Annotated in this window: 20 protein-coding genes; 6 read left to right on the top strand and 14 right to left on the bottom strand. The window is 39.1% G+C overall.

From position 1 onward, the window contains the following. Nucleotides 1-1,507 (top strand): WD40 repeat domain-containing protein (locus tag PI95_RS05655; RefSeq protein ID WP_507236757.1); only part of this gene is annotated, 1,507 nt, incomplete at its 5' end. A 72-nt stretch (nt 1,508-1,579) separates the two neighbouring features. Here PI95_RS05655 and PI95_RS05650 read toward each other — a convergent pair. The 8 genes from PI95_RS05650 to ureC all read right to left on the bottom strand — a co-directional run bounded on the left by PI95_RS05650 (nt 1,580) and on the right by ureC (nt 6,966). Continuing rightward, on the bottom strand, nt 1,580-1,756 hold the full coding sequence (locus PI95_RS05650) for a hypothetical protein (RefSeq protein ID WP_163518637.1): 177 nt from the start codon (nt 1,754-1,756) through the stop codon (nt 1,580-1,582). Between the two features lie 183 nt (nt 1,757-1,939). Continuing rightward, complete coding sequence (locus tag PI95_RS05645) at nt 1,940-2,290, bottom strand: type II toxin-antitoxin system VapC family toxin (RefSeq protein ID WP_268896664.1); 351 nt, start codon at nt 2,288-2,290, stop codon at nt 1,940-1,942. Nucleotides 2,291-2,310: 20 nt separating this feature from the next. After that, nucleotides 2,311-2,517 carry a RelB antitoxin-like protein gene (locus tag PI95_RS05640; protein WP_039753679.1) on the bottom strand — a complete coding sequence of 69 codons (207 nt, stop codon included), beginning with the start codon at nt 2,515-2,517 and terminating at the stop codon, nt 2,311-2,313. 115 nt (nt 2,518-2,632) lie between these two features. Then, nucleotides 2,633-2,842: a type II toxin-antitoxin system HicB family antitoxin gene (locus PI95_RS05635; RefSeq protein ID WP_039753680.1), complete on the bottom strand. Its 210-nt coding sequence runs from the start codon at nt 2,840-2,842 to the stop codon at nt 2,633-2,635. 224 nt (nt 2,843-3,066) lie between these two features. Further along, nucleotides 3,067-3,900, bottom strand: coding sequence for a Uma2 family endonuclease (locus tag PI95_RS05630; protein ID WP_039753681.1), 834 nt, complete (start codon nt 3,898-3,900; stop codon nt 3,067-3,069). Between the two features lie 39 nt (nt 3,901-3,939). Continuing rightward, complete coding sequence (locus tag PI95_RS05625; protein ID WP_039753684.1) at nt 3,940-4,203, bottom strand: hypothetical protein; 264 nt, start codon at nt 4,201-4,203, stop codon at nt 3,940-3,942. 42 nt (nt 4,204-4,245) lie between these two features. Continuing rightward, nucleotides 4,246-5,235: an RpnC/YadD family protein gene (locus PI95_RS05620; RefSeq protein ID WP_039753686.1), complete on the bottom strand. Its 990-nt coding sequence runs from the start codon at nt 5,233-5,235 to the stop codon at nt 4,246-4,248. 3 nt (nt 5,236-5,238) lie between these two features. After that, on the bottom strand, nt 5,239-6,966 hold the full coding sequence (gene ureC, locus PI95_RS05615; protein WP_039753688.1) for an urease subunit alpha: 1,728 nt from the start codon (nt 6,964-6,966) through the stop codon (nt 5,239-5,241). Between the two features lie 200 nt (nt 6,967-7,166). On the opposite strand from ureC, the gene PI95_RS05610 reads away from it, so the two are divergent. Both PI95_RS05610 and PI95_RS05605 read left to right on the top strand, forming a co-directional pair. Next, nucleotides 7,167-8,294 (top strand): AAA family ATPase, encoded by a 1,128-nt coding sequence (locus PI95_RS05610; RefSeq protein WP_039753690.1) that lies wholly within the window; start codon nt 7,167-7,169, stop codon nt 8,292-8,294. Beyond that, nucleotides 8,291-9,040, top strand: coding sequence for a hypothetical protein (locus PI95_RS05605; protein ID WP_039753692.1), 750 nt, complete (start codon nt 8,291-8,293; stop codon nt 9,038-9,040). The genes PI95_RS05610 and PI95_RS05605 overlap by 4 nt, the downstream gene beginning before the upstream one ends. A gap of 44 nt (nt 9,041-9,084) precedes the next feature. Here the strand turns inward: PI95_RS05605 and PI95_RS05600 are convergent, their stop codons facing one another. The 6 genes from PI95_RS05600 to PI95_RS05575 form a co-directional block, all read right to left on the bottom strand. After that, a complete protein-coding gene (locus tag PI95_RS05600; protein WP_039753694.1) occupies nt 9,085-9,396 on the bottom strand; it encodes an urease subunit beta in 312 nt (103 codons plus the stop codon). Nucleotides 9,397-9,417: 21 nt separating this feature from the next. Further along, nucleotides 9,418-9,720 (bottom strand): urease subunit gamma, encoded by a 303-nt coding sequence (gene ureA, locus PI95_RS05595; protein WP_039753695.1) that lies wholly within the window; start codon nt 9,718-9,720, stop codon nt 9,418-9,420. Nucleotides 9,721-9,742: 22 nt separating this feature from the next. After that, nucleotides 9,743-10,591, bottom strand: coding sequence for an urease accessory protein UreD (locus PI95_RS05590; protein WP_039753696.1), 849 nt, complete (start codon nt 10,589-10,591; stop codon nt 9,743-9,745). Between the two features lie 19 nt (nt 10,592-10,610). Then, nucleotides 10,611-11,933, bottom strand: coding sequence for a hypothetical protein (locus PI95_RS05585; protein WP_039753697.1), 1,323 nt, complete (start codon nt 11,931-11,933; stop codon nt 10,611-10,613). Next, entirely contained in the window at nt 11,926-12,846 is a 921-nt protein-coding gene (locus PI95_RS05580; RefSeq protein WP_039754240.1) for an SPL family radical SAM protein, read from the bottom strand. Before PI95_RS05580 ends, PI95_RS05585 begins: the two co-directional genes overlap by 8 nt. 133 nt (nt 12,847-12,979) lie before the next feature. Continuing rightward, nucleotides 12,980-13,765: a class I SAM-dependent methyltransferase gene (locus PI95_RS05575; protein ID WP_039753698.1), complete on the bottom strand. Its 786-nt coding sequence runs from the start codon at nt 13,763-13,765 to the stop codon at nt 12,980-12,982. A gap of 228 nt (nt 13,766-13,993) precedes the next feature. Between PI95_RS05575 and PI95_RS05570 the strand changes: the two genes are divergently transcribed. The 3 genes from PI95_RS05570 to PI95_RS05560 all read left to right on the top strand — a co-directional run bounded on the left by PI95_RS05570 (nt 13,994) and on the right by PI95_RS05560 (nt 16,852). Beyond that, nucleotides 13,994-16,270, top strand: coding sequence for a sensor histidine kinase (locus PI95_RS05570; RefSeq protein WP_052325849.1), 2,277 nt, complete (start codon nt 13,994-13,996; stop codon nt 16,268-16,270). 116 nt (nt 16,271-16,386) lie between these two features. Continuing rightward, the gene (locus PI95_RS05565) at nt 16,387-16,617 is read left to right on the top strand and encodes a type II toxin-antitoxin system HicB family antitoxin (protein WP_039753700.1); all 231 of its coding nucleotides are present in this window, start codon (nt 16,387-16,389) and stop codon (nt 16,615-16,617) included. A 7-nt stretch (nt 16,618-16,624) separates the two neighbouring features. After that, on the top strand, nt 16,625-16,852 hold the full coding sequence (locus PI95_RS05560; protein WP_039753701.1) for a type II toxin-antitoxin system HicA family toxin: 228 nt from the start codon (nt 16,625-16,627) through the stop codon (nt 16,850-16,852). Nucleotides 16,853-16,999: the final 147 nt, after the last annotated feature.

Genomic DNA, 16,999 nt, shown 5'->3' with positions numbered 1-16,999 from the left:
CAGTGATGGCAAAACTGTTGCTTCTGGAAGTTTGGACAACACCATCAAAATCTGGGACAGCAGCATCGGCAAACTAATTCACAACCTAACTGGACATTCCCAAGCTGTAATTAGCGTCGCATTTAGCAGTGATGGCAAAACTGTTGCTTCTGGAAGTGGTGACAAGACGATCAAAATTTGGTACTTCGATTTAGATAATTTACTTTCGCGAAGTTGTCAGAAGCTCAAAGCTTATCTGATTACCCATCCAGAGGATTTAGAACCACTGACATTTTGTCAAGAACAAAATCCCGATATTTTGTTAGCAGCAGTCCCATTTATGGTGACAGCCGGAGAAACTTCCGCCAGAAATGGTAATTTTGAAGATGCCCTTGCTAAGTTCAAAACAGCTAAAAAATGGGACTCTAAATTAGACATTAATCCGAAAGTCAAAACTGATTCTCTCCGCTTGGAGTTTGCAGGTAGAGAGTTAGCCAAAAAAGGCGATTTTGATGGTGCAATAATTAAGTTTAAACAAGCAAAGCAACTAAACGCCAAAATTGACTTCGACACAGATACCGATGGTGTGCAGAACGATCCCGAAAAAGTTGCCAAAGAACTTGTCAGTCAAGCTTTAGTTCAACAAGGCAGAGAACAAGCATATAAAGGTGATGTTGACGGTGCAACAGCCAAGTTGAAACAAGCACAGCAACTAAACGCGAAAATTGACCTTGATGATAATACTGAAGGTGTGCAAACTAACCCCCAAGCTGTTACCAAAAAACTTGTCAGTGAAGCCTTAGTTAAACAAGGTAAAGACTTAGCCACACAAGGTAATTTTGATGGTGCAGTTGCCAAGTTGAAACAAGCACAGAAACTAGATGCCAAAGTTGACCTGGACACAGATACCCCTAGTGACGTGGAAACTAACATCCAAGCTGTTGCCAAAGACTTTACCAGCAAAGGATTTATTGCTCAAGGCAAACAACTTGCCAGACAAGGTGATATACGCGATGCAGTTGCCAAGTTGAAACAAGCACAACGAATCCAACCCAAGGTAGATATCAATCCAGACATTGATGGTGTACAAAATAACCCCGAAAAAGTAGCCCAAGACTTTTACATAGCCGGTTTAATTGACGAAGCTGAAGAACAATTAAAGCAGGATGAATATAGCAAAGCACAAGCAATTTATAAAAGAATTGAAAACTTAAAGCCAACAAAAGAAAATTTAGCTAAATCTGAGAATAGTTTCTGCCGGCAAGCTAGCTTACAAGGTTATGTCAAGATTGTAATTAACGATGCTTGTGAAAAAGCAGTGAAACTTGCACCTAATAATCCTTATATCCGCGATAGTCGCGGTTTAGCAAGAGCGTTAACTGGTAATTTTCAAGGTGCAATTGAAGACTTTCAGGTATTTATCGAATCAACTGACAACGCTGATCAGAAGAAACAACGGGAAAGCTGGGTGAAAGACTTGCAAGCGGGTAATAATCCCTTTACACCAGAGGTGTTGGAGAAATTGTAGGGAGAGTGGGGGAGAGGGGGAGAGGGGGAGAGGGGGAGAGGGGGAGCGATCGCACAACCCAGTGTTTTCTTGTTATGTCGTAACGACAACTTCAACGTTAGTAACCACAGCTTTAATTTTCATAACCACAGCTTTAATTTTCATAACCACAGCTTTAACGTTAGTAACCACAGCTTTAATTTTCATAACCACAGCTTTAACGTTAGTAACCACAGCTTCAACGTTAGTAACCACAGCTTTAATTTTCATAACCACAGCTTCCATATTATAAGCAAAACTTAAGCGTTAGTAACGACAGCTGGTACTTACATAATAAAAGCTTATGCTTTATTCAAAAATGGTAAAGTTCTAGCAAGCGATGTTTGAAGACAAGACGATGCAGCGTCTACGCATTGAAGAGAAAAAGAGCGATATCTTGCGACAAGCCACTAACTACACAATTTGCACTGTTTGAGTGTTAATTTGTGTTACATTATTCAACCTAGCATCATTCGTAAATAACATTGCATTCAATTTTTGTGCAGTTGCGGCAATAATGGCATCAGGAAGCCGAAGTTTGTATTGTTTGCGAAGTGCTATTGTTAAATTTTTGATATTACTATCAATACCAACAACTGTAATTTTATTCAAAAACTCAATAATTTGTGTTTCTTCGTTTGAACTGAGGCTGGGATAAGATAACAATTCAATTTCAGTAATTACGGACACAAAATATTGTCCTGATGGTAATGGATTTACTAACCTACCACCCAGAAAGTACAAGACTATATTTGTATCTAGCAATATTAAAGGCTGCGTCAAGTTTATTCATCCCTGCTTTGCTGCTGATATTCTAAAGGGTCTTGAGTGAGTTGAATTACACCAGCGTATTTATTTAAATCAAAATCTTCTTGTTGTGATTGATAAGCATTTAATATTTGCTCAATTCTTTGCCAGTCTTGATAATCAATCAAAACTGCTACTGGACGCATTGCTTCATCAGTGACAATTTTCTTATTCACTCTTAGCATAATTGTTTAGTTGGGATGTAAGTTGACTTTTTTATCTTAGCTTTTTAACTTAATTGCATAAATGGCGATCGAAGAAAGCAAGTCAAACTGCATGAAAAATTTATGCGATCGCTTCTTAAACATTAGGTAACGGCAGATTTCGCGAAACCCGTAAGAAAATCCACTCTTCCAGAACCTCTTCTAATTCTTCTCTACAGACTTCCAAAGTATCTGTGTTAGCCCAAACACCCTGAAATTCAGGAATTTCTCCGTAAAAGGTGTTATCATCTGACAAAATCTTATATTTAGCTTGATGCATTGCAGCTTTTATGTATTTTGTCAACATAAATATAGTGTTTTAATTGTCTAGAATATCTATAAATAATTTAACTAAAGGCTGTGTCAGCTTTATCTTAACTTTTTAACTTAATTGAACGCGAAGCGCGATCGCATAACTCAAACTGCATGAAAAATTTATGCGATCGCTTAAAAAACAAGATTCCCGACAACTTATGCGAAGTCGGAAATCTGAATAATAGCGATCGCCTAAATCAAAATGAACTAATTACATTACACCTCCGGTTCAATTCCCGCTGCCCTCAACTGTTGTGCTAATCTATCAGCACGTTGACGTTCATCATCCGCACGTTGACGTTCATCATCCGCACGCTGACGTTCTTCCTCAGCACGTTGACGTTCCTCCTCCGCACGCTGACGTTCTTCCTCAGCACGTTGACGTTCCTCTTCTACACGTTGACGTTCCCTAATTGTCAACTCCGAACCCCACAGCAGCAATTCTCCGCTTTCATCCCACCAGCGCAACCAATAGCCAGTTCGATTTTCGCGGCTACCTTGCCATATACCTAAGAAAAGGTTCATTTCTCCAATCCAGCAACGATTATTTACATCCAAATCTTGGATTTGATAGCGTCCTGAATCATCCAATTGATAAACTTCCAGTACTCCAGTACTGGGTTCAAAAATTGCATAATTGGGAACTTGTAAAATCTGTTCATAAAAAAACCACTTTCCCGGTGGATAAGTTGGTTTACTTGAATATTCTCCACCTTCGGTATCGGAAATAAATTCCATCACGATCGCTGGAATATCTCCTTGAAGTCGCGGGGTATAACTGCGTGTCACCTCTTCTCGTGTCACCCGAATTGCTGGTACATATCCCCAATCAGGTGCTTTCACCACAAACTTATTATTTAAAGTGGCACAAATACCGTAGTTAGTGGTAGTTAAAGCATTCGCGGGTAATTTTCCCGCAAACACCAAGCTTTCAGTTAACGCAGCAGCTAAAGGTGGTTGATTAATATTATCCACTGGCTCGTCATCTAAAACAAAATCGTCTGGTAACTTTTCCCAGGTAACTTCAAATATGGCTGAATTAGCTAACATAATGCTACTACCTCATTCACGCCGTTTAATAATCGGTGGTTATTCTTGAGATGCAATGTTTTGCAAAATTTGTTGAAATTCTGCAACTGAAGGAATAGCGATCGCTCTTTTGAAAAGCGTTTTTAACACAGCCGATTCCTCAATTTGATTAACAACCTCAACAATCGAACTTGGCACGAGTCCAAACCGCGTTTCTAAAACTTCAATTAAATTTTCTCGACTTCCTTGTAGAATACCTTGTAGAATACCTTGTTCAATTCCTTCTGCTTTTGCTAGCCTTTCAATACTTGTTACGTAACGCATTCTATTTACCTCCTCGTAACTTCTCAGTTTAATTATCGGTGGTTATTCTGGAGATGCGATATTTGACAAAAGTTGTTCAAATTCTGCAACTGAAGGAATAGCGATCGCTCTTTTTAGAAGCATTTTTAACACAGCCGATTCCTCAATTTGATTAACAACTTCCACAATTGAACTTGGTACTTCCCCAAACCGCGTTTCTAAAACTTCAATCACACTATCTCTGGCATTTTGAAGAATACCTTGTTCAATTCCTTGTTCAATACCTTCTTCAATTCCTTCTGCTTTTGCTAGCCTTTCAATACTTGTTACGTACCGCATTCTATTTACCTCTTCGTAACTTCTCAATTCTGTTTTAAAGTTATTTGCCAGTTCTTCTGGAAGTACCATCACCCAGTCAATAAACCGAAATAATCCTAAAATGTATTCTCGGTCATATCCCCTTTCAAACAAGCTTCTGACTAAGCTTAATTTCCACTGTAGCCTGCTTTCTGGGTTTCGGTTTGTCGCCTTAGTTCTCAGATGCGCCATGACGACTATACTAAAGGGATTAGTGCTTTGTTCCAAGCTTTCCCAGTCAGCCTCATAGTCTAAAAGTTTCGCGATAGGAAACTCTAAGCTGACGCGACATCCCCCAAGTTGATAGTTATAACTTGAAGGACGCCAACTCGCTGATTCATCCGCTAAAACTGCCAAGCTAATAACTTGCTTTTTATGACGGTCAAACAAGCGGTAATTATATGTATACATCCTTTCGGCAAACTTGCTGTCATATTGCCCTTGAACTTCCACATGAATTAATACCCAAGCTTCTTCACCATCCAGCAGCCAAACTTTCGCTACTTTATCAACTAAACGCTTGCCAATTTCTGCATCAGGTTCAAGCTGTTGCAGTTCAGTATCGAGAAATTCATAGTCTCTTTCCCAATCAATAACAATGTAGGCATCAAGAAAGAAGTATTCTAAAAAGCGAGGAAAAAAGCTTTCAATAACTTCTTTCCAAGGACTATCATAATCAGTAAATTGCTCGGTCATGAATTAAAACAAAAAGTACCTTTGTGCCATTGGTAAAATTGTCGCAGGTTCGCAAGTCAGCAACTCTCCATCAGCGCGTACTTCATAAGTCTCCGAATCAACTTCAATGTGAGGTAGCGCGTCATTCAGCTTCATATCCCGCTTACTCAATTGACGTGTCCCGGAAACTGCAACAATTTGCTTTTGCAAACTCAACTGACTGGGAATTTCTCTTTCTAACGCTGCTTGCGAAACAAAAGTTAACGATGTGGCGTTCTTAGCACCTGCAAAACTACCAAACATCGGACGCATATGCACAGGTTGCGGTGTGGGAATACTCGCATTAGCATCACCCATTTGCGACCAAGCAATCATTCCCCCTTTAACTACTATCTCTGGCTTCACGCCAAAAAAAGCAGGACGCCATAAACACAAATCTGCTATTTTCCCCTCTTCCACCGAACCGACATACTCAGCAATTCCATGAGTAATTGCCGGATTTATCGTATACTTAGCAACATACCGCTTCGCCCGGAAATTATCTGCTCTTTGCCCCTCTCCTCGTAGGAGAGGGGTTGGGGAGAGGTCTCCCCGCTGCACCTTCATTTTATGTCCTGTCTGCCAAGTTCTAATTATCACTTCGCCTACCCGTCCCATCGCCTGAGAATCGGAGGAAATCATACTAAACGCGCCCAAGTCGTGTAAAATATCTTCGGCGGCGATCGTTTCGCGACGAATGCGCGACTCAGCAAAAGCCACATCCTCAGCGATCGCTGGATCGAGATGATGACATACCATCAACATATCCAGGTGTTCATCCAAAGTATTGACCGTGTAAGGGCGTGTCGGATTGGTAGAAGATGGTAATACATTTCCTTCACCGCAAACCTTGATAATATCTGGTGCGTGTCCTCCACCTGCGCCTTCAGTGTGGTATGTGTGGATAACGCGATTCTTGAAAGCGGCGATCGTATCTTCTACAAAACCAGCTTCATTCAAAGTGTCGGTATGAATTGCCACTTGCACATCATATTCATCCGCAACGCTGAGGCAAGTATCAATTGTTGCTGGCGTAGTTCCCCAATCTTCGTGCAACTTTAAGCCGATCGCACCCGCGTTAACTTGTTCTACCAGCCCTTGAGGTAGACTGGTGTTGCCTTTGCCTAAAAATCCCAAATTGATGGGGAAAGCATCAGCAGCTTGCAGCATTCGGTAAATATTCCAGGGTCCAGGCGTACAAGTTGTGGCATTTGTGCCGGAAGCAGGACCCGTACCGCCGCCAATCATCGTAGTGATACCAGAAGCGATCGCCACTTCAATTTGTTGCGGACAGATAAAATGAATGTGGGTATCGATACCCCCAGCGGTGAGAATCATTCCTTCCCCCGCTAAAGCTTCAGTTCCAGGACCAATAATAATATCTACATTATCTTGAATATAAGGATTTCCAGCTTTCCCAATCTTGAAAATCTTGCCATCTTTAATGCCAATATCTGCCTTGACAACACCCCACCAATCGAGAATTAAGGCATTTGTAATTACTAAATCAACCGCACCATCGGCATTAGAAATAGGAGATTGTCCCATCCCATCACGGATAACTTTACCACCACCGAATTTCACTTCATCGCCGTAGGTTGTGAAATCTTGTTCAACTTCGATAAATAATTCTGTGTCAGCAAGTCGGACTCTATCTCCGACAGTGGGACCGAAAGTTTCTGCATAAGCGCGACGGGACATTCTGTAAGGCATAATGCACTCGTAGGGGTGGTGTTACTTTGATTATTTTTGAGCAAGTTTAGAGATATTCAGAGGAAATTTTGTATAAATTTATAATTTTGTTGTAACCGTAGATGTAGGTAAATAAATTTTAATGGTAGTTAAAGCGAATTTATAAACGCGAAAATATAGAATGATATTTGGAATATAGGCAGATATAAAACTGAGGTAGAATGTTATCTAAACTGAGAGTTCAGCACTACAAGAGCCTCTTTGATATCGAAGTTGATTTAGAACCATTAACTGTATTTATTGGACCGAATGGTTCTGGAAAGTCGAATATTTGTGAAGCTTTATTTGTATTATCTAATTTTTTGGAAAGATTAATAATTAATATGAATCAGCAGGAAATAATAACTTTTTTCGCTCAATCTTTAATAGCTGTAAATACAAATCAGCAGAAAATTGAATCAAAATTATGGCAGGGTAAGCAAGATTATCTTTTCTTTGAGGTTGGTTGTCTTCCAAATATAGAAAGTCAGGAATCCATTTCATCTATATCAATTCATATTGAATATCCTCAGCGAATAGTGACTATTAATCGTCAAGAATATTCCGGCAATACTGTTAATATAAAAGATAAATATACACTAAATCTAAGAGATTTTTTAGTTTCTAATAATTATTTGGATTATCCTCTAGCCAAGGCAATCAGAAAAGTTAGTATTTATGATTTTGCCCCAATTAGTCTCTCTAATAATATTCCATCAACTGGTGGAATGGATAAAACAGGACAGGGAATTGTTGATGCTCTAGCTGATATTTTGCTCAGTAATCGTAAAAGGTTTGATGAATTGGAGGAACGTTTGACACGGCTTGTTCCTAATATACAGAGAATTTCTTTACTGCGTAGAGAAGATAGAACTTTTTTACTGGAATTAATCGACAGATATTCTGAACATCATATCCCTGCTTCGGATATATCTGATGGTACACTTAGAATTTTGGCATTTCTAACCGCACTTTATCAAGAAAATACCCCCAGTATTATTTGTTTTGAAGAGATAGAAAACGGAGTTCATCCTTGGTTGTTACACAAAATGATGGAATTATTGCAAATAATTTCCACAGAGGGGATTACAGGTAAACCCGTTCAAGTATTAATCACAACTCATTCTCCCGTGTTGCTAAATTATGTCGAACCTCACCAAGTGCGTGCTGTTGAGTTAGATACCGAAGGTAAAACTCAAATTCATGCCTTACCCATTGATTCGGAACGCTTCCAAAAAGCCCTAGAAGCTTATGATGGAGCATTAGGTGAACTTTGGTTTACGAATGTGTTTGGAGGTAATCCGGTATGAATCGGGCGATTCGTATTGGGCTAATTGCTGAGGGAGAAGCAGAACTCGGAGCAAGTATTCCCTATATTAAACCAGAAGATGGTGGAAAAGTTATTGAAAGAGATAGAGAAGGGGCACTTCATACTATAATCAGACGAGAAATTAATAATTTGGGATTGCCTGATTGTGATTTTGTACAAAGACATCCATCCATCAGCGAGAGTCGAGTCTTTAAACGGCGTGTAGGACACTCAATTTTAGATATAAAATATTTAGCACAGGTGATTATCGCGTGGAAACCTGAAGAAGTTGATATGATCCTAATTGTGGTTGATGCAGATGATAAGCTTCAGCAAAGGCAAATTGACTTGGAACGGGCTTTAAATAAAATCCGTGATAATCACCTGGATGTTAATGAGCAAAAAATTAGTGATCGCAGTGCAGGAGGTTTAGCAATTAAAAATTTTGAAATGTGGTTGTTGGCAGACACTCAAACTGTGTCAAGGATTTTAGGTTTAGAGCTTGAACCTCTAGAAAATTTAGAAGAATTAGATGGTGGAAAAGGTATTTTAGAAAATGCGATCGCACAATCAACATATCTCTATGAAAATAGTAGCAATCAACGCCCTCTACAAATTCGATGGAAACTTGCTTTTGAGATTGATTTAGCAATTCTCAAAAATCGTTGTCCGAATGGATATGCTACTTTTGCACAACATTTGATTGCGGCTACAACGGTAGTTGCTAACTCAATCGTAGGTACGTAGCATTTATTCCCTACCTAGTTTAATTAGAATAGCATCTAATGATTTTAAGTATCTAAATGTCCGTTAATTCTGGCATTAAAACCATAAACTTGACGCGTACCAGCAAGAGGAATTAAAGTAACTTCCTTTTCATCACCTGGTTCAAACCTGACAGCAGTCCCCGCAGGAATATCAAGACGCATTCCTCGCGCTTGTTCTCTTTCAAAATTTAAAGCCGCGTTAACTTCAAAAAAGTGAAAATGGGAACCAACTTGAATTGGTCTATCTCCTGTATTTGCCACGAGCAGTCTTACAGTAGAACACCCCGCATTTAATTCAATTTCCCCTTCTGGCGTAATAATTTCCCCTGGAATCATACTTTGTGCCTTTGCGTAAGCTTATCTAATAGGATTATGCACCGTTACCAACTTAGTCCCATCAGGAAAAGTCGCCTCCACTTGCACCTCATGCACCATTTCTGGCACACCTTCCATTACATCATCTTGCCTCAAGAGAGTTGCACCATAACTCATTAATTCTGCAACAGTTCGCCCATCTCTTGCCCCTTCTAAAATAGCAGCAGAAATATAAGCCACAGCTTCCGGATAATTCAACTTCAAACCTCTATCTTTACGTCTTTCAGCTAACAAAGCAGCTGTAAAAATCAATAACTTATCTTTCTCCTGCGGTGTAAGTTGCATTTCTACCTCTTTCCTCGTTCGTTTAAATTTGCCAAACTCTGGGTATACAATTTCCACGACTTGAAAAAGACATCCGCAGCAGTTGCCAAACATCAATAAACCAGTTTCTCACCTCAGAGGTTGAAGAACCACGATATCGACACAAAAATCCATTTTCTAAACGAGTAACCCCAGCTTCACCTTTACCACACCACAAATTGCGTGCTTTATCAACTATTTCCGCGCTCACGACACCTCCCACCCAAACTAGATTACCTGTAATTGGTTGCCCAGCCAAGCCGTGGGGACTGTGGAAAACTTCTTCATTACCCGGTAACCATTGTCTATCAATCCACAACGGTTTGCCTTGCTGCCAAATTTCAGTATGATTGCGCCATTCTCCTTGCACAAATTTCTCACCTCTAGCACTGCGACCAAATCGAGTAATTTCCCAGCCTAAATAACTAGCTTTCGTAGCTAATTCTACCCGTAAATCTTGCCGATAAATTGCGCCGTTAAAAACAATAGTTTCTTGGGGGAACCATTCCAAACAAGCGCCAGCATCAACTTGTATATTGACGCTTTGTTTAGCTTGAGTGCCATTACTGCGATAAATTTTACTAGCAGCCGCTGTAGTAATTAATGCTTGAGTGTTCGGTTGAAGGTGGAAATTAAGAGAAAGGCGATCGCCTCCCACAACGCCCCCAGCCGTATGTAAAATCACGCTATGACAAATTTGCTGTCCTTCTGGATAAAACGGGCGCTGTACCTTCAACGGGGCTTGATGCGAGTTGGAAATTAGGGCAGTTGTCCCCAGGCGATCGGCGTACACTAAATTAAGTTTGCCATGCCAGCCATTTTCTGATGCTGTTTGATGGTTACATTGATTCACAAATTATCATAAATTAATATTAAGATTTTTTCGCCAATATTACATAATCATCTACAATATAGTGCTTTTCATACTTATGACCAAGATACTTTTGAATCATCGAACTCATATACAGTTGGTTATGTAATTTCTCTTTAGCAAATTTTGCAAACTCAACAGCCGAATAAGGTGTTCTTGAGCCTGTCGATGTAAGATACTTATACCACACAAGTTCTAACCCAAGTTCTGCCAAGAATTTATTTACCAGCTTTTTTTCCTGTTCTTGGTCTTCTACTTGATAAGCATCATAAGCTTTAAATAGCTTCTTGTCTTGAAGAATTAGCAGCACGTAACCTTGTGGCTTTAATCTAGTAGCAAATATTTGTTTGTAGATATTATTTGCTTGCAGGCTTTTAACTGGAGTGTTAAAAAAACAATGGGAAACAGTTATAAAGTCAAAAAAGTCTTTTGGTATATTACTAGATTGAGAATTCCAAGTAAAGATGTCGTCAGTCACAAAGCGAAAGTAAGCATTTACAGGCGTTTTTCGCGATTCTATATATCGTCGCCAAAATTGTAACCCTCGAAATTGAAACGCATCTTGTTTTTCTAAAGAATAATAAGATATATGCATTTGCGGGATATCGAAAAAGCCGCTAGTACTTTGTAAAAATAAAGCTAAACTATAAGCAACTGTTCCCGGACCTGCGGCAATATCAAGTATGTTAATCTTATTTGGTAGTAAACCAGCTTTGTAAATCAAAAACCAAGCTAAGTAAATGCAGTAGACATTTTCTAAAAAATACTTCATAAAGTAGACATGGGGAGTCAGACTAAAACGGTAGTCTGGATCTTGTCCACTTTTTAAGCTGTTAATATCTTCCAGAGCATCTTCTATTTTAATTTTTAACTTGTTATCAGGTATCCGACTAAATTCTTCTTTAATATATTCAACTAATCGAGCTTCAAAGTCATCAAATATACGCTCATCCAAACTTGTTGATTGTAGCTTGTTGTCATCATGTTCTATTAACTTAAATGCTTTTGAGACAAAATTGATAAATTCCGCGTCTGGCTGGAAGAGAAAATTATCTTGTTTCTCGAAAGCTACTTCAGTATTGAAATTATCTAGTTGCTGAAGTGCTTCAGTTAATTTAAAGCTTAAATTAGCTACCTCTCTTTTATCTTGCTGCGAATAACTTTCTAACTGAAGCTTATCTCTAAAAAGCTTCTCTAACCAAGAAAATTTTGCTCCAGATTTTTGAATTTCTTGCAACAATTTTCTTGCAACTTGCATATTACCACGCTTCAGGGCAGATTTAAATTGCTGACTTCGCCACCAATTTGCTATAGCATTACTCATAACCAAAGCCGTCTTTTCCTTCTTTGATTTCCACGCTGGGAAGACGAGAAATTAAATTTTCTTTAAACTTCATATAATTTACTTGTTCTAAGTCATACCACCAAGCGTATTTTTGCTTAATACCTTGTGCTTCTTCGCGGGTTCCTGCTACAAGCGAACGATTATGGCTTGCGTGAAATTCCTGAATGACAATTCTATCTGCGATCGCTAATTTCTCAATAAAAGCGGCTTCATCTTCTGGTAAGGTGGGAAGTAGAGGCGTAATGGTGATAGAAACTTTCGGAATAAAACCTTTTAAAGGGTCAATAGTTTGTTTGATTTTGGTAATAGCATTTAATCTGGCTTTGATACTAGGCGATCGCGCTTCAAAATCTCTCCTCACAGACTCGCTACCAGTGGGGATACTCATATTAATTCGCAACCGCTGAAATCGTTGTAAAATATCGATATCTCTCGTAATAATCGGGCTGCGAGTTTGAATCACCAACGTTGGACGATATTCAAGCATCACCTCCAACAAAGAGCGCGTTAGCTGATGTTTAGACTCAATTGGTTGATAAGGATCTGTAACGCTACTCATGTAAATTTTCGGAAATTTGTGAGGATTTTTCTTATACCAGGTTTCTAACTCCTTCTCTAAAATTTGTGCAGCATTTTCCTTGATAATTACCCATTTTCCCCAATCTTGCCGCATTTGAGAATTAGGACTAAAAGCCGCAGCATAGCAATAACTACATCCGTATTGACAACCCCGATAAGGATTTAAAGTAAAATCATAAGCAGCGATAAAACCAGTTGCCGGATTTAGTATAGATTTAGCATTTTGAGCATAAACTTTAGTATCACCAAAAGTTTCTTTAACTAACTTTGTCGGAGTGCCTTCAGAATATCCTTCATAACGAGCTTTTGCCATTTTAAAATTTGATATTAGGTTGAAGAAATCATGAAAATTTGGCGCAAATGCGCTCAGAAAAAACTTCGCATCTTTGCTTAAAATATGGTGCGGAGCGCGAAGCGCATAACGCACCCTACTTTATCTTCTATTTTTAACTTTCAATTGCTTCTAAAATATTCACACTAGTGCTATCAACCATGTAAACAAAACCATCTTCATTGGCAAAGCGTTGATATAAATCTTGCAAACTAACAACGAGTTGCTGCTGCATTAGTCCTTCACGAGGAACGTAAGAATAACTCATAGAACGACCAATTAGTCCTGTTAAATCTAATTCTTGCCGATGAACAAAAGTATATTCGCGCAGGTTAACAAAATGCGGACTTACTAACAGTGGATCGACAAATTTCATCCGCTCGTCTACTCGTTCACTATTCGATGCTGCGCGTATTAATTGGTTACATTCACCAGTAAAAGCATCTTCTTGAGCGCGATTATTCCACACTACCGCTAACCGTCCCGATGGTTTCAAAATGCGGTGGAATTCTTGCAAAGTTGGTTCTGGATTAAACCAATGAAAAGCTTGAAAACAAGTTACCAAATCAATCGATGCATCAGCTAAGTTAGTAACTTCTGCTGTTCCATCGCGAAATTCTACTTGGGGTGAAGGTTCGGCTGCTTCTCTCATCGCTGCATTTGGTTCAACAGCAATGACGCTAACTCCGCGTTTACCCAACAACCGCGAGGAGATACCAGTACCCGCACCAATATCTGCGGCTAAAAGTTGCGTCGGTGGTGCTAACCCTTCCAAGATAATATCAATTGCTGCGGCTGGGTAGCTTGGTCGATAGTTTACATAATCCGCTGCTCTGTCAGAAAATCGGGTTAGTGGATTGAGGGTGTATAGCGGTGTTGTTTCCGGGTTAGTTTGGCTCATTGGTGTGGGATGGAAAAAATCTTAGTAATCTTATTAAGGTAAGTTAATTACCCATACTAATAAATATTTTCCAGAGTTTTTCGGGAATTATAAAGTTACTTCTCCTGAAAAATACCTGCCACGGATAAATCGAGAACGCAAAAACATATAAAAAACAGGAGAGGTTGAAAGAAAACTGGTTCTGTGGCATTTACACATGTGAAGTAACTTTATACATTCCTCTTGACCATGCAGTTGAACCCCAGAAACACCCATCCTGCTAAGAAAACTAAATCGATACCTCTGCGCTTGATTCTTGTCGTTCCCTTTGTGCTGCAAATCTTTGCGGCTGTGGGGTTGGTGGGATATCTTTCCTTTAAAAATGGGCAACAAGCAGTTAATGACCTGGCGAATCAGCTAATTGATAAAGCTAGTCAGCAAGTTGATGAACATTTGGATACTTATTTGGCGTTACCACAGCAACTGAGCCAACTTAATGCGGATGCAATTTCCGCAGGACAACTCAATTTAAATAATCAAAAAGCAAACGAGCAATATCTCTTTAGACAAGCCAAAGCCTTTAAGGATATCACATACATCGGCTATGTGTTAACCGACGGTAGAGAAGCTGGAGCGGGACGCTGGATTAACGGTGTCGATCTGCTAGTCTACGAAAACTTAATTGGAGATGGCAAAGCGTCAGAATATATTGCGGATAACCGGGGAAACCGCGCTAAACTGTTGCAAAGCTATGAGTTTGATCCCTGGACGCAACAAGGCAATAAAGATGCAGCCCGATTAGGCAAACCTATTTGGGGTCCTATCTTTACGTTTGATCCAGGGAATGTAAAAATCACTCAAGAAGGTAAAGCGCTACAAACCCAAAACTCAACTTTGAATAATGGATTTGAGTATTATGTCAGCTTACCTGCCAGATATCCAATCTACGATCAAAACGGCAAGCAACTCGGTGTAATCGCCATCGATCTGCTACTAACAAATATCAGTGATTTTCTTCGTAACCTAAAAGTCAGTTCGTCTGGGCAAGTCTTCATCATCGAGCGCGATGAAATGCTGGTTGGCAGTTCTAGTAAGCATTCGATTTTGCATAAAGTAAATGGAAAAGCAGAACGATTTAGTGTTCTTAAAAGTCCCGATCCGTTGATTCGCAGTATTGGTAGTGAGTTCCAAAAAAGGTTTAAAAATTTTCAATCTATCCAGAATAATCAAGAGTTTAACATCATCTTCAACGGAGAACGTCAGTTTATACAAGTGACTCCGTGGCGAGATAAATATGGTTTAGACTGGCTCGTAGTTGTGACGATGCCAGAATCAGACTTCATGGCACAAATTAACGCTAATACTCGCACAACCATCTTATTATGTTTAGCGGCATTGGCAGTTGCAATTCTATTAGGAATGTATACAGCAAGCTGGATTACCAGTTTAATTCTACGTTTGAGTCAAGCTTCAGAAGCAATTGCAATTGGAAAACTGAATCAAATTGTCGAAGAAACTCAGGTTAACGAACTGAATATTCTTGCTCGTTCTTTTAATAGAATGGCACAGCAATTGCGAGATTCTTTTGCAGCTTTAGAGACAACAAATCAACAACTAGAACAGACAAACGAAGTCTTAGAAGTTCGTGTTACTCAAAGGACAGAAGAACTTTCTCAAACACTCCACGAACTACAACAAATGCAAACTCAGTTAGTGCATAATGAAAAAATGTCAGCGCTGGGACAAATGATTGCCGGAATCGCACATGAAATTAATAACCCGGTGAATTTTATCCACGGCAATCTTACCCACGTCAATCAGTATACACAAGACCTTCTGCAAGTGCTTGAAGCATATAAACAACATTATGCAAATCCACCGGAATCACTTCAAGAGTTACTTGATGAAATTGATATCAACTTTATCACCGAAGACTTAACTAAAATTCTTCAGTCGATGAAAGTTGGTACAACTCGCATCCGGGAAATTGTCTTATCACTGCGAAGCTTTTCGCGTTTAGATGAAGCCGAATTTAAAGAAGCGGATCTTCACGAAGGTATTGACAATACATTAATGATTTTACAGCACCGTTTCCAAGCACAAAATCACCAAAAAGAAATTCAAGTTATTAAAGAATACGGTAACTTGCCTTTAGTTGAATGCTATGCCGGACAGTTAAATCAGGTATTTATGAACTTAATTGCAAATGCCATTGATGCACTAGAAGAAATAGAAGTAACTAATAATTTTCAAGTGCCGATAATTTGGATTCATACCCAACTAACAAATGAAAATAAGGTATTAATCTCCATTCGTGATAATGGCGTAGGTATTCCAGAGAACATTCGCTCTAAATTATTTAACCCTTTCTTTACTACTAAAGCTGTAGGTAAAGGAACTGGTTTAGGATTATCTATCAGCTATCAAATAGTAGTTGAAAAGCATCGCGGTAAATTATGGTGTGATTCAATACTAGGTCAAGGTACAAAATTTGTGATTGAGATACCGCTAAAGCCAAGTTTATAGGGGAAATTATTAGAGTGCGTAGACGCAGAGAGGCTTGTCGCAAAATATCGCTTGAGTTCAAAAAAGCGATATCATAGTATTAACGTAACTATTAAAAATAACAACTGCATCAAAAAATGGAAAAATTACTTAACATCCATATTGAAAAATTACCAGAAGGTGTTTATTTAGCAACATCAGATGAGCTTCAAGGTTTAGTCGCTCAAGGACGGACGGTTGCTGAAACTTTAGAAATTGCTCGTGATGTAGCGCGTAAGTTATTGGAAGCACAATCTCAGGATAAGGAATCAGATTATTTGCAACCAATAGCCGAACAGTTTAACTATCCTTTAGTTGTAGGTCAGTAGTCAATTCATGGGTAGGTTAGCTGGGTTTAGCTACAGACAGATTATTAGAATACTCAAAACCTTTGGCTTTGTTTTTTCTCGTCAAGCCGCAGGAAGTCATGAAATTTGGTTTAATCCTGAAACTAATCATTATACTACTATTCCCAATCATTCCGGTGATATGCCTGAGGGAACATTACGTGCAATTTTAAAGCAAGCTGGTATCGATCCGGAAGAATTTATTAACCGCTCTTAATTTTTAGGAGCGCCAAGAAGAAATCGGAGAATTGGGAGGTGCGCTCGTGTTTTAATATAAACAAAATTACTGAATTTCAGAAGTTTTATCCACAAATGTCCGTATCTACCCTGAGCCTAATTCTTTGGCATAGATGATAATCTGTAT

The organism is Hassallia byssoidea VB512170, from assembly GCF_000817785.2.
Taxonomy (GTDB): Bacteria; Cyanobacteriota; Cyanobacteriia; order Cyanobacteriales; family Nostocaceae; genus Hassallia; species Hassallia carrinoi.
This window is presented reverse-complemented; position numbering and strand designations above follow the sequence as displayed.